This window comes from Pseudomonas sp. S9 (assembly GCF_000222125.1).
Lineage (GTDB): Bacteria > Pseudomonadota > Gammaproteobacteria > Pseudomonadales > Pseudomonadaceae > Aquipseudomonas > Aquipseudomonas segetis.
In genome coordinates this window covers 507,264-520,157 of sequence record NZ_AFFX01000002.1, presented here as the reverse complement: position 1 = coordinate 520,157, position 12,894 = coordinate 507,264, and the positions used below count along the sequence as shown (strand labels likewise).

Here is a 12,894-nt window from a genome sequence, read left to right as displayed (position 1 = left end):
AAAAGCACCTTTACAGCCAAGCCTTTATCAAAACCTAATCCGCCCATTATCCCCCAACCGGCCAGATTTCGCGACCAGGCAGTCAGAACCCACCGATATCCAGTAAAACCAGGGCATAAAAAACGGGAGCCTGGGCTCCCGTTCTCGTGACGCTAAGGCGTCTTAGCGTGGAAAGGCTGGCGGGTTGACCCCGACCATATCTTCCATCACCCGGACGACCTGGCAGCTGTAGCCGAACTCGTTGTCGTACCAGACATACAATACAACGCGGTTATCGTTGCTGATGGTGGCTTCGGCATCGACAACACCGGCATGACGGGAACCAACGAAGTCAGTCGAAACCACTTCTTGCGAGTTCACGTAGTCGATCTGCTTGTGCAGGTCCGAATGCAGCGCCATGTAGCGCAGGTACTCGTTGATTTCTTCGCGAGTGGTCGACTTCTCAAGGTTCAGGTTGAGAATGGCCATCGACACGTTCGGCGTCGGAACACGAATCGCGTTACCGGTCAGCTTGCCCTTCAGCACAGGCAGAGCCTTGGCCGCCGCAGTAGCCGCGCCGGTTTCGGTGATTACCATGTTCAACGCTGCAGAACGACCACGACGACTGCCTTTGTGGAAGTTATCGATCAGGTTCTGGTCGTTGGTGTAGGAGTGAACGGTTTCAACGTGGCCGTTGACGATGCCGTATTTGTCATCGACAGCCTTGAGCACCGGCACAATGGCGTTGGTGGTGCAGGACGCAGCGGAGATGATCTTGTCATCCGGGCTGATGTCCGCGTGGTTGATACCGTGAACGATATTCTTCAGCTCACCCTTGCCTGGCGCGGTCAGGACCACACGATTGATGCCTGGACACTTGAGGTGCTGACCCAGGCCTTCGGCGTCGCGCCACTTGCCGGTGTTGTCGACCAGCAGTGCGTTTTCGATGCCGTAAGCGGTGTAGTCGATCGACGCCGGGTCGTTGGAGTAGATAACCTGGATCAGGTTACCGTTGGCGCTCAGGGTGTTGTTGGCTTCATCGACGGTGATGGTGCCATTGAACGGGCCATGTACCGAGTCGCGACGCAGCAGGCTGGCGCGCTTGACCAGGTCATTGTCGGCGCCCTTGCGCACAACAATGGCACGCAGGCGCAGGCCATCGCCACCACCGGTCTTTTCGATCAGGATGCGCGCCAACAGGCGACCACTTTTCGATCAGGATGCGCGCCAACAGGCGACAAATACGACAGAAGCCGTAAAGCACAACGTCGGTGCCTTTGCGCCCGGCGGCATTTTGCTGGCCGCTAACGGTCTCCAGCTCTTCACGGACGAACTGCTCAAGGCTGCGGCCGTTGGCTTCTTTTCCGAACTTGGCCATCATGCGGCCAAGGTCGATCGATGCCGCGCCCAGCTTGAGCTCGCCCATGGTTTTGAGAACCTGGAACGTGTCGTGTACCGACAGCTCGACATCACCATCAATACGGTGGCGAGCATAACGGTGAGCTTTGAGTATCTGAATAACGGAACGATTGATCAGGCTACGACCATAGATCGATGTGACCACGTTGTTATTGCGATAGAGCTGGCCGATCATCGGAATCATCGCTTCCGCAAGGGCTTCTCGATCGATCCACTCACCAAGACACTGGTCGGGCTTCTGATTCACAGGCAGTACCTTCCACATATGTAGGGGCTGAAAAAAGGGGCTACATTATGCCGATCCGCGAGCGCGGGGGCAATGTCGCCTGTCGAAACTGACAGCAGACACTTTCGCCCGTTACAATCGCCAGCCTTGTATCTTGACCGTGAGCCGCCTGTGTCCGTACTGCGCCTTCCGTCCCTGCCCGCTGCTGCCGGCAAACAACACTGGGGCAACCTTCCCGGTGCTGCGCTAAGCCTAGCAATTGCTGAGGCTGCAAGCGCTGCAAATCGCTTCACTTTACTGCTGACCGCCGACAGCCAAAGCGCCGAACGGCTTGAGCAGGAATTGAGTTTCTTTGCCCCGCAACTGCCGGTGTTGCATTTCCCCGACTGGGAAACCTTGCCGTACGACCTCTTTTCGCCACATCAAGACATCATTTCACAGCGTATTTCTGCACTTTATCGTCTGCCAGAACTAAAACATGGCGTTTTGGTAGTACCGATAACCACCGCCCTACATCGCCTGGCCCCGACACGCTTCCTGCTCGGCAGCAGCCTGGTCCTGGATGTTGGCCAGACACTTGATGTCGACGAGATGCGCAGCCGCCTTGAAGCCACGGGCTATCGCTGCGTCGACACGGTTTATGAGCATGGCGAGTTTGCCGTGCGCGGGGCACTGATTGATTTATTCCCCATGGGCAGCAAGCAGCCTTTTCGCATCGATTTGTTCGATGACGAAATTGAAACCCTGCGCACCTTCGACCCGGAAACCCAACGCTCAATCGACAAGGTTGAATCCATAAAGCTACTTCCAGCCCGTGAATTTCCGCTGGAAAAGAAAGCCATTACGGATTTCCGTGGACGCTTTCGCGAGCGCTTTGATGTCGACTTCCGTCGTTGCCCTATCTACCAGGACCTTTCCACGGGCATCACCCCGGCGGGTATCGAGTACTACATCCCACTGTTTTTCGAAGAAACCGCGACCCTGTTCGACTACCTGCCGCAGGACACCCAGGTGTTTTCACTGCCCGGCGTCGAAAAAGCCGCCGAACAGTTCTGGAATGACGCCCGCAACCGCTATGAAGAACGTCGGGTCGACCCCGAGCGACCACTGCTGCCGCCAGCGGATATCTTTTTACCGGTCGAGGACTGCTTCGCACGCCTGAAAAACTGGCCCCGCGTGGTGGTCAGCCAGGAAGATATCGACGAGGGTGTTGGCCGCCTGCGCTTCAACGCACAGCCCTTGCCTGACCTGGCGATTCAAGCCAAGGCTAGCGAGCCACTTGCTGCGCTACGGCGTTTTATCGAGGAATATCAAGGACGCATCCTGTTCTGCGCCGAGTCAGCAGGTCGTCGTGAAGTCCTGCTCGAATTGCTGGCACGGCTGAAGCTCAAGCCCAAGGAGGTCGATGGCTGGCCAGCGTTTATCGCCGGCAAAGAGCGCCTGGGCATCACCATAGCCCCGCTCGACGAAGGCCTGCAGCTTGAGGATGTGGCGCTCATTGCCGAAAGCCCGCTCTTTGGCCAACGCGTCATGCAGCGCCGTCGCCGTGAAAAGACCCGTGATGCTGGCGAAAACGTCATCAAGAACCTTACCGAGCTGCGTGAGGGCTCACCCGTGGTCCATATCGACCACGGCGTGGGTCGCTATCAAGGCCTGGTAACCCTGGAGATTGACGGCCAGAACGCGGAATTCCTGTCGCTGCAGTATGCCGAGGACGCCAAGCTCTACGTCCCGGTTGCCAGCCTGCACCTGATCGCCCGCTACACCGGCAGCGACGACGCCCTCGCCCCGCTGCACCGCCTGGGCTCGGAAATCTGGCAGAAAGCCAAACGCAAAGCCGCTGAACAGGTTCGCGACGTTGCCGCCGAGTTGCTGGATATCTATGCGCGCCGCGCCGCGCGTGAAGGCTATGCCTTTGCCGACCCGCAGGTTGACTATGCCACTTTCAGTGCGGGCTTTCCCTTCGAGGAAACCCCGGATCAACAGGCTGCAATTGATGCAGTACGCCACGATATGCTCGCGCCCAAGCCCATGGATCGCCTGGTCTGCGGTGATGTCGGCTTCGGTAAAACCGAAGTGGCCATGCGCGCTGCATTTATTTCGGTACACGGCGGCAAGCAAGTGGCGATCCTGGTTCCGACCACGTTGCTCGCCCAGCAACACTACAACAGCTTTCGCGACCGCTTTGCCGACTGGCCGGTAAAGGTCGAGGTCATGAGCCGCTTCAAGAGCGCCAAGGAAGTTGGCGAAGCCATGCAGCAACTGGCGCAAGGCAAGGTCGACATTGTCATCGGCACCCACAAGTTGCTGCAGGACGACGTCAAGTTCAACAACCTGGGCCTGGTCATCATCGACGAGGAACACCGCTTTGGCGTGCGCCAGAAAGAACAGCTCAAGGCACTGCGCAGCGAAGTCGATATCCTCACCCTCACCGCCACGCCTATCCCGCGCACCCTGAACATGGCGGTTGCCGGCATGCGCGACCTGTCGATTATTGCCACGCCTCCGGCACGACGCCTGTCGGTTCGCACCTTTGTCATGGAACAGCAAAATACCGTGATCAAGGAAGCTCTGCTGCGTGAGCTGCTGCGTGGCGGCCAGGTCTACTACCTGCACAACGATGTCAAAACCATCGAGAAATGTGCCGCCGACCTGGCCCAACTGGTGCCGGAGGCGCGCATAGGCATAGGTCACGGTCAGATGCGCGAGCGCGAGCTGGAACAGGTGATGGGTGATTTCTATCACAAGCGCTTCAATGTGCTGATTGCCTCGACCATCATTGAAACCGGTATTGACGTACCGAGCGCCAACACCATCATCATCGAGCGTGCCGACAAGTTTGGCCTGGCCCAGCTGCATCAATTGCGCGGGCGTGTCGGACGCAGCCACCACCAGGCCTATGCCTACCTGTTGACGCCACCGCGCAAGCAGCTCAGCGACGACGCCCAGAAGCGTCTCGAAGCCATCGCCAACGCCCAGGATCTCGGCGCCGGTTTTGTCTTGGCCACCCACGACCTGGAAATTCGCGGGGCTGGCGAGTTGCTCGGCGATGGGCAGAGCGGTCAAATCCAGGCGGTTGGCTTTACCCTGTACATGGAAATGCTCGAGCGCGCGGTCAAAGCCATCCGCAAGGGCGAACAACCGAACCTGGACCAACCACTGGGTGGCGGCCCGGAAATCAACCTGCGTGTCGCCGCGCTGATCCCGGACGATTACCTGCCTGATGTGCATGCCCGCCTTATCCTGTATAAACGCATCGCTTCGGCGGTCGATGAGGACGGGCTCAAGGAGCTGCAGGTTGAAATGATTGATCGCTTCGGACTGCTTCCGGAGCCGACCAAGAACCTGGTGCGCATCACCCTGCTCAAGCTTAAAGCCGAAACCCTGGGCATCAAGAAGGTCGATGCCGGGCCACAGGGCGGTCGCATCGAGTTTGCCGCCGACACCTGCGTTGACCCGCTGACACTGATCAAGTTGATCCAGAGCCAGCCCAATCGCTACAAGTTCGAAGGCGCTACGCTATTCAAATTCCAGGTCCCAATGGAACGCCCGGAAGAACGATTCAACATACTTGAAGCGCTGTTTGAGCGCCTGACACCACCCTCTTGAAGGACCAATACGTGAATATGCGTGTACTTCGCAGCCTTGCCCTGCTGCCTTTATTGGCACTTAGCGCCTTTAGCCAGGCAGCCGTGGCCGCCGACAACTATCAAGTTGAAGTAATTGTCTTTCGTCAGCCCGGTGAAGTCCTGGTTTCCGGCAAGCGCGCCCCAGACGACTGGAGCCAGGGCGCACGCCTGCTGGAAGCCGATCAGGAGCGCGCAACCGCGCTCAATGACGAAGCAGACAAACTCAATGATGGCGGCGACTACCAGGTTCTGCTGCACAAGGCCTGGACTCAATCCGGTGATGAAACCCTGGCCTTCAGCAGTGGCGACATGCGCCTCGGTCATGCACCGATCGAGGGCACCCTGAGCCTCAAGCAAGACCGCTTGCTGGAGGCCAAGGTGGATCTGTGGATCAACCAGTTCGAGCCTGGCGGCCTGGTCCAGCGCAGTGAGCGTCTGAAGCAGTCAAGCACCTTGCAGGTACGCAAGCTCAACTATATCGATCACAGCAACCTGGGCATGCTGATTCAGGTTCGCCCGCAATAACCCCACCCGCAGCCGGGCGCGGCGCTGTCGCCGCGCCCCTGCACGAGCCAAGGCTGGGTTTATTTGCTCTTCAGCAACTTGGTGTCCAGCACATCCGAAGACTTGCCCATGACGTTTTCGCTGATCTGGATAAAGTCCTTGGTGCTGACCTTGTCGAGGCGCATCAGGCCACGAGTCACGTCATCCAGCGACAGTTGCTTGCGGTCATTGGTGGCTTTGCGGATTTCACGGTCAAGGTCTTGCAGCATCAGCACTGCACGCGCGGTGATTGGCCCCGTGGAATTCTCGGTGCGCAGGGTCTTGACCGACTTGCTCCACTTCAGCAGTTGCTCACGCACTTTCTGGTAGCGCTCTTCTGTCATGCCGCCGGAGCGGCGAACCAACTCGATCGCGTAGTACTCGGCCAGGCCCTCACTGATCCAGTCGCTCTTGTCGGTATCCTTGATTCGGGTAAATACGTGAACCAATTCGTGAACCAGTGAACTGGTACCGTTTTCACTGACGGTTGGACGGCCAGCGTGCATAAAGTAGGAGTTGGATGCCGAAAGACCACCACGCCACATCGGGTCGTTCGCCCCCACGACCAGCAACTTTTTCGGATCACGCGGGAAAACCGCCTGCGCCTCAGGCCAGACATAGGTGAGCATGGTCAGCATGTCCATACGGCGCATGCCCTGGCCGTCTGGCGCGGCGATGGTGACATCGGTTTCGCCCAGCTTGGTGCGGCGGGTGCCGATTTTACCTGCGAGAATCCAGCCAGTTGGACGATCGAACTTGCGCTGTGGGTTATTGATCCTGAAGGTGTTTTTGCCTACCCGTGGCCAGCCGGTTTCGACACTCGGCCAGCCTTCAGGCAACTTGAACTTCAGGTGCGCGACCAGATTGGTCTTGTCCTGGATCTGCATGGCCGCACTGGGTATCAGGTTGTCGCCACGAAACAGCGCCCAGTCCCGGGTCATGAGCGCATCGAACTTACCGTCAGCGCGCGGGTGGCTTATTTTCACCCGGTAGCTGAGCTTGGTCTTGCCCTTGCCCGGCGTCCAGATGCCGCGTTCCGGGCTTTCCTGGGTCCACTCCCCGCCTTCGGTGCTGAAGTCAGAGTAGCGTTGCTCGTCGCCCAGGTTAAAAGAAAGCCGCTGGATGGCTTCGCCCTTGTCCAGGGTCATGCTCACTTCGGCCACGTCATCCTCTGGCACGAATCGCACGTTGTAATCCAAATCGACCTTAGTGGCTGCCCATAGCGGCGAGCCAAAACCAAACAGCGCAACAGACAACAACAGGGGACGAATCGACATCACAGGGCAACTCCATGGCAAACGAGGTCAGTTCCAAGCATAGACAAGCAGCCAACCCGGCAATTCCATCACCGGAGCCGACATTTATTCAAGCTGGCGGGGTCAGTTTTAGCGAATGTTCAACGCTGTACAGGGACAGATATTAGCCTGCCCGAAAGATCAGATAGTCTTCCCAATCATCTTCAGCGACATTTTTTTCACTGAGCATGCGCCCTGATTGAGAAATACGTTCGACATGCACGGCTTGCGGGTCGCCACACACCAGGTGATGCCAGAGCGGCAGGTCCTTGCCTTCGCTGACCAAACGATAGCCGCAAGTCGGTGGCAGCCATTGAAACTGATCAGCCTGTGCCGGCGTCAGTTGAATGCAGTCGGGCACGAACTTGATGCGGTTTTCATAGTTGGTGCAGCGGCAAGTATCGAGATCAAGTAGCTTGCAGGCGATGCGTGTGTAGTAAACGCTGCCGTCGTCTTCGTCTTCAAGTTTTTGCAGGCAGCACAGTCCACAGCCATCGCACAGCGACTCCCATTCAGCTTGATCAAGCTGCTCGAGGGTCTTACGTTTCCAGAAGGGTTCGACTTTGGCGGCCATGGCAAGAACCAAGATAGAGGTGCGAAAAGGCCGGCAGTCTAACGCGGCGCCCTTTCGCAACCAAGCCTACAGCGACGGATAGTGACCTGTTGCCCGGTAAAAGCTGAGTAATTACCGCGATGACTCCGCCTTGGGCCTTTGAAAAGCGAACGAGCGACGATAGTAAAAAGCGCAACGGGCGTAACAGCCATAGACGGGGTCGCAGCAAGGGCTGCCCCACTAAAGCGCGTTCGGCCTGTGGTTTTCAGGGGTCACTTAATAATCGCGGGAAAAATCCACCACCCCCTGGAGCGCCTGCCCTGCCTGAAAACGTTCCAGGTTGTCGACAAACAGCTTGACCATCAATGCCGGCTGCGTCGGGGCAGAACTGTGGCCAGTAAGCAACAAGCGCGGCGCAGTCCAGAACATGTGCCCGGCAGGCAAGGGCTCTACTCGACACACATCGATTACCGCCGCAGCCAGCCTGTCCGCCTGCAAAGCGCTGACGAGGTCTTCATCCACCACCGCCGCGCCGCGCCCGGCATTGATAAACATGGCGCTTGGCTTGAGCAGGGCAAATAGCTCGCTGTTGTAGATATTCTGGGTCGCTGGCGTGTCCGGCAGCAGATTGATCAGGTAGTCCGCCTCGGCAGCCATGCGCGGCAATTCAGAAATCGACGCCACCTCAATGAACGGCCCTTGTTCACGCGCCTGGCTGGCAATGCCGTGGAGTTCTACGCCAAAGGCCGCCAAGAACAAGGCCATGCTATGGCCAATATCACCACAACCGACAATCAGTACGCGCCGACCAGCCAGGCTTTGTGGCAGTTCGCCGCGCCATTGCTGCCGGGCCTGGGCGGCCTGCTGGGCCGATATTTGCCGTTCATGGGCAAGCATGTGGCACAGCACGTACTCGGTCATGACCTGGCCGAAGATACCTACAGCCCGGCTCAGCAGATAATCACGGGGCAAGCCATCTGCCAGAAACGGCGTGATCCCCGCCCATGTCGATTGCAGCCATTGCGGTTTTGGCCCCTCACGCAGGACCTGGGCGAGCAGATCAGGCTGGCCAAGCCAGATTTGGCAGTCTGCTGCCAGATCCGGCAACTGCTGCGGATCATCACTACCCACCAGTTCCAGGTCCGGACCCAGAACCTGTTCGAGGCGCCGGGCATAGTCGGCATGGGCCTTTTCAGCAATCAACACACGCATCTTGTTATCCAAGGTCGTCAATGGGGCAATGCATCCGGGCGCCGTGCCTGGTCGAGCACAGCGCTCATTATTGGGTTACAGGCCCCTCAAACGGGGTCGTTGCGCCGCAGCAGCTCTTCGGGCAGATGCTGGATGTAGTCTTCCTCTTGCGGCGGCATCTGCAGGTGATAGCCCTGGTTGTCGAGGTTCTCCAGCACCTGGTGGATATCTTCGCGGGCCAGGGCGCGCTCAGGGGTCAAGATCATGCTGAACGCCAGGGTCGGTGTGCCAAACGCCGCGAGCAGCGACTCCGGCACACGCTTGAGCTCATCGCTTTTGAGCACGTAGAGGTACATCTCGTTGCGTTTGGAACTCTTGTAGATATTGCAGATGCGCTTCACACCCTCTCCTCTTCTTTGGCTTCGCTGATTTTAGCCAGGCGATCTAGTAATGCTTGTCCCATCAACTCGCGGCGCCAGCCGGTGAGGGACTCAGGCAACTCATAAGGCCCCGTTGGGTAGCCACTTTTGAGCAGTGCCTCAAGGATCTTCTTGCGCAGCATCAGTTCCGGTGCGATATCCAGGCGTTCAGCCTCTTTCTGGCCAATAGCGCGCAGCTTTTTAAGGATTCCCGATGCCTCGATTGGCAGCGGCTCAGGCAAGGCTTCTGGCCATTGCGACGCGGGCAGCGCGGCGGCATCCTTGATCAACTGCAGAATAAATTCGCCGTCTTGACGCACCGTCTTTGGATGCATGTCTTCAATACGCGCCAGGCTCTGCAGGTTATCCGGCTGAGTCTTGGCCAGCGGCCACAGTGAATGCTCACGCAGGATTCGATTACGGGGCTGGTTACGGGCTCGCGCTTCACGCTCACGCCAGGCACAAAGTTCGCGCAACACCGCCAACTGCGCTCGCGACAGCTTCCACGCCAGCTTGGCTTCGCGATAGGCCTCTTGCGGTTCGACTTCACGGCCAAGGTGATTGACCATGTCGGCGCAGTCTTCAAGCACCCATTGGTATTTTTCAGGCGACAGCTTGGCTTGCAGCTCACGGTAGACATGCGCCAGGTGCAGGACATCTTCGGCTGCATAGCTTACCTGGGTCTCAGAAAGCGGACGCTTGAGCCAGTCCGAACGTGTCTCGCCCTTGGGCAACTCGATATCCAGCACAGCCTTGACCAAGCGAGAGTAACCCATTGAAAACCCCAGATTGAGGTATCCAGCCGCAATCTGGCTGTCAAACAATGGCACAGGCAGGCTGCCGGTCAGGCGCAGGAAAACCTCAAGGTCTTCGCTGCAGGCGTGAACCACCTTGATCACCTCGGGATTTTCGAGCAGCGCCGCGAACGGCGCCCAATCACTGATCAACAGCGGATCTATCAGGTAGGCACGCTCACCTTCGCTAACCTGAATCAGGCCGGCAATCGGGTAGAAGGTATCCACCCGCATAAACTCGGTATCCAATGCCACAAAGCCCAAGCGCTGCCATTGCTCGCAGTGCTGGGCCAGGCCCTGGTTGTCACTGATCCACTGAATATCAATCGCCACGCGGCTCTCCCATGCTGAATGGCAAGCAGTATATATGCCTGCGCCCTATCTCGGGGCCTGGTTGAATGATAACAAGCGATAAGACTCGTACTTGACCCTGTTGCCGCCCATGCAAAGCTTAGGCAACCCACTGCGCGCCGTGCCGACCGTCCGGCTGAATGATGCAACCACAAAATGCTGCATAGTTACGCAACCCTTGCTCCGAAACCTGTAGTCTGCCGCTTGGCCTCAACGTGCTGCGCCCATCACTCAACAGGGAAAATAATAATGAAAAAACTGCTTGGTCTTTTGATACTGCTGATCGCCTGCGTTGCGGTCTTCCTTGCCGTCACTCCCAGCCCGATCAATCCAGTCGCCTGGCAGGCACCCAAAGCGCCAGCCATGACCGGTGTACTTGAGCCAAATGACACGCTGATGAAAGCGCAGCTAATTGCCAAGGGTAAGATCCACGGCCCGGAAGACACCGCTGTTGATGCTCAAGGCCGTGTCTATGCAGGCCTCGCAGACGGCAGGATTGTGCGCATTGAGGGCAAGACGGTCGACACCTTTGCCAACACCCAAGGTCGTCCGCTTGGCATGGATTTCGATGCACAGGGCAACCTGATCGTTGCCGATGCCTACAAAGGCCTGCTTTCAGTCGATCCCAAGGGCAGTATCAAGGTGCTCACCACCGGCGCCGAGGGCCTGCCATTCAAGTTTACCGATGACCTGGCCATCGCCCGTGACGGCACCATTTACTTCAGCGACGCCAGTTCACGCTTCGAGCAACCCGACTATTTGCTGGACCTGCTCGAGGCGCGTCCCTGGGGCCGCCTGCTCAGCTACACGCCTGCCACGGGCGAAACCAAGGTACTGATGAAGGATTTGTACTTCGCCAATGGTGTCGCGCTATCAGCCAATGAAGACTTCCTGCTGGTCAATGAAACCTATCGCTACCGCATCAGCCGCTACTGGCTCAAGGGTGAAAAAGCCGGCAGCCACGATGTGTTTATCGATAACCTGCCCGGTTTGCCCGACAACCTGGAGAGCGACCATGCAGGCACCTTCTGGGTAGCAATGCCTTCGCCGCGCAAAGCCGATGCAGACTTCCTGCCCCAGCATCCATGGCTGAAAGCGCAAATCAGTAAACTGCCGCGCATGTTCTGGCCCAAGGCCACGCGCTATGGACTGGTGATTGCGATCAACGAGCAAGGCGAAATAACCCGGAGCCTGCACGATACCAGCGGCAGCCATCTGAGCATGATCACCTCAGCCAAGCCCGTGGGTGACTATCTATACCTTGGCGGCCTTGAAAACGACCGTATCGGCAAGCTCAAGATCCGCTAAGGCGCCGCCGGCAAAGGCTCTCGCCAGGGCCTTTTGCGTGGCTCAGCCCAGCATTTCGGCAATCCAGATGGTGTGGCGAGTGCCCCTGTTGCCATGGGCATAGACCTGCACCGCCTCGGCCTTGAAGCCGGCCTTGGAGATTTTCTCGGAAAACTTGCGATCCGCACTGGACGACCAGACCGCCAAAATACCTTTGGCGCGCAAGGCCTTGTGGCACTGGCGCAGGCCATCCATGGAGTAGAGCCAGGTATTGCTCTTTTGCGTCAAGCCTTCAGGGCCATTGTCGACATCTAGCATGATTGCGTCATAGTCACCCTTGGCGGCGTTGAGCACCTTGGCTACATCATCCTCAATGATTCGGGTGCGCGGATCATTGATTGGATAGCCCGACTTGGCACCCAAAGCGCCGCGATTCCACTCGATCACCCCCGGCACCAGTTCTGCCACCACAACCTCAGCAGACTTGCCCAGGTGCAGCAGTGCCGAGGCCAAGGTAAAGCCCATGCCCAAACCGCCAATCAGTGCACGCGGCTCGGGACGGCCTGCGATCTTTTTACAGGGGATCGCCGCCAAGGCATCTTCCGAGCCATGCATACGGGTATTCATCAACTGGCCGCCATCACCGCCGGCAATCTTGATCACGAAGTCTTCGCCGTACTCGAACAGGCATAGCGCGGAATCGCCATGGGGAATAGGTGCGGTGTCCAGCAACACAAAGCGTTTCATCGGCGACTCACGTATGGATGGCATTGAATGCAGCGCACCATACAGCAGCACCGCCAGGCTTAAAACGCTTAGAGCTCGCCGTGCTGACCGGCCAAGACTACGGTGTAGCCGTCAGGATCGCGCAGCCATACCTCACGGTGCTGCGCATTCGGGTTGACCAGCGGACCCTGCAACACCCTGATTTGCAAAGCGGCAATGCGCACCAGCGCGGCGGCAAAGTCATTGACCTCAAACCACAGCAGCACGCCATTACCGCGCGAGTCCAGACTGCTATCGCCCAAGTACCGATGACTATGGGCATCCCAGGCATGAAGCTGAAGGATCATCTGGCCGCTAGAATTAACCAACTGTTCGTACTCAGCCCCTCCGTGGGCTGACTTGCAGCCCAGCAGTTGCTGGTACCAAAGACTGCTGGCAGGCACATCGACAACTGCGATCAAGGGTTGTGGCTGCATGACTCT

General features: G+C 58.0%; 10 protein-coding genes and 1 pseudogene. 3 read left to right on the top strand and 8 right to left on the bottom strand.

The window, feature by feature from the left end; translation table 11 throughout:
• Positions 1-162 precede the first annotated feature (162 nt).
• Positions 163-1,663, bottom strand: a pseudogene (locus tag PSES9_RS23040) (glyceraldehyde-3-phosphate dehydrogenase).
• A gap of 132 nt (positions 1,664-1,795) precedes the next feature.
• On the opposite strand from PSES9_RS23040, the gene mfd reads away from it, so the two are divergent.
• Positions 1,796-5,233, top strand: a complete 3,438-nt coding sequence (mfd, locus tag PSES9_RS0106325) for a transcription-repair coupling factor (protein WP_010485163.1) — start codon at positions 1,796-1,798, stop codon at positions 5,231-5,233.
• A gap of 17 nt (positions 5,234-5,250) precedes the next feature.
• On the top strand, positions 5,251-5,778 hold the full coding sequence (locus PSES9_RS0106320; protein WP_010485162.1) for a CsiV family protein: 528 nt from the start codon (positions 5,251-5,253) through the stop codon (positions 5,776-5,778).
• Positions 5,779-5,837: 59 nt separating this feature from the next.
• On the opposite strand, the gene PSES9_RS0106315 is transcribed toward PSES9_RS0106320, so the two are convergent.
• The 5 genes from PSES9_RS0106315 to rnd all read right to left on the bottom strand — a co-directional run bounded on the left by PSES9_RS0106315 (position 5,838) and on the right by rnd (position 10,381).
• Entirely contained in the window at positions 5,838-7,073 is a 1,236-nt protein-coding gene (locus PSES9_RS0106315; RefSeq protein WP_010485160.1) for a hypothetical protein, read from the bottom strand.
• 142 nt (positions 7,074-7,215) lie between these two features.
• Entirely contained in the window at positions 7,216-7,665 is a 450-nt protein-coding gene (locus PSES9_RS0106310) for a YcgN family cysteine cluster protein (protein WP_010485158.1), read from the bottom strand.
• Positions 7,666-7,920: 255 nt separating this feature from the next.
• On the bottom strand, positions 7,921-8,856 hold the full coding sequence (locus PSES9_RS0106305) for a D-2-hydroxyacid dehydrogenase (protein WP_010485156.1): 936 nt from the start codon (positions 8,854-8,856) through the stop codon (positions 7,921-7,923).
• Between the two features lie 86 nt (positions 8,857-8,942).
• A complete protein-coding gene (locus PSES9_RS0106300) occupies positions 8,943-9,236 on the bottom strand; it encodes a YcgL domain-containing protein (RefSeq protein ID WP_010485154.1) in 294 nt (97 codons plus the stop codon).
• Positions 9,233-10,381, bottom strand: coding sequence for a ribonuclease D (gene rnd / locus PSES9_RS0106295; RefSeq protein ID WP_010485151.1), 1,149 nt, complete (start codon positions 10,379-10,381; stop codon positions 9,233-9,235). The genes PSES9_RS0106300 and rnd overlap by 4 nt, the downstream gene beginning before the upstream one ends.
• Positions 10,382-10,648: 267 nt before the next feature.
• On the opposite strand from rnd, the gene PSES9_RS0106290 reads away from it, so the two are divergent.
• Positions 10,649-11,707: an SMP-30/gluconolactonase/LRE family protein gene (locus PSES9_RS0106290; RefSeq protein WP_010485149.1), complete on the top strand. Its 1,059-nt coding sequence runs from the start codon at positions 10,649-10,651 to the stop codon at positions 11,705-11,707.
• A gap of 42 nt (positions 11,708-11,749) precedes the next feature.
• Here the strand turns inward: PSES9_RS0106290 and PSES9_RS0106285 are convergent, their stop codons facing one another.
• On the bottom strand, positions 11,750-12,433 hold the full coding sequence (locus tag PSES9_RS0106285; protein WP_010485147.1) for a spermidine synthase: 684 nt from the start codon (positions 12,431-12,433) through the stop codon (positions 11,750-11,752).
• Between the two features lie 68 nt (positions 12,434-12,501).
• Complete coding sequence (locus tag PSES9_RS0106280) at positions 12,502-12,888, bottom strand: VOC family protein (protein WP_010485146.1); 387 nt, start codon at positions 12,886-12,888, stop codon at positions 12,502-12,504.
• Positions 12,889-12,894: the final 6 nt, after the last annotated feature.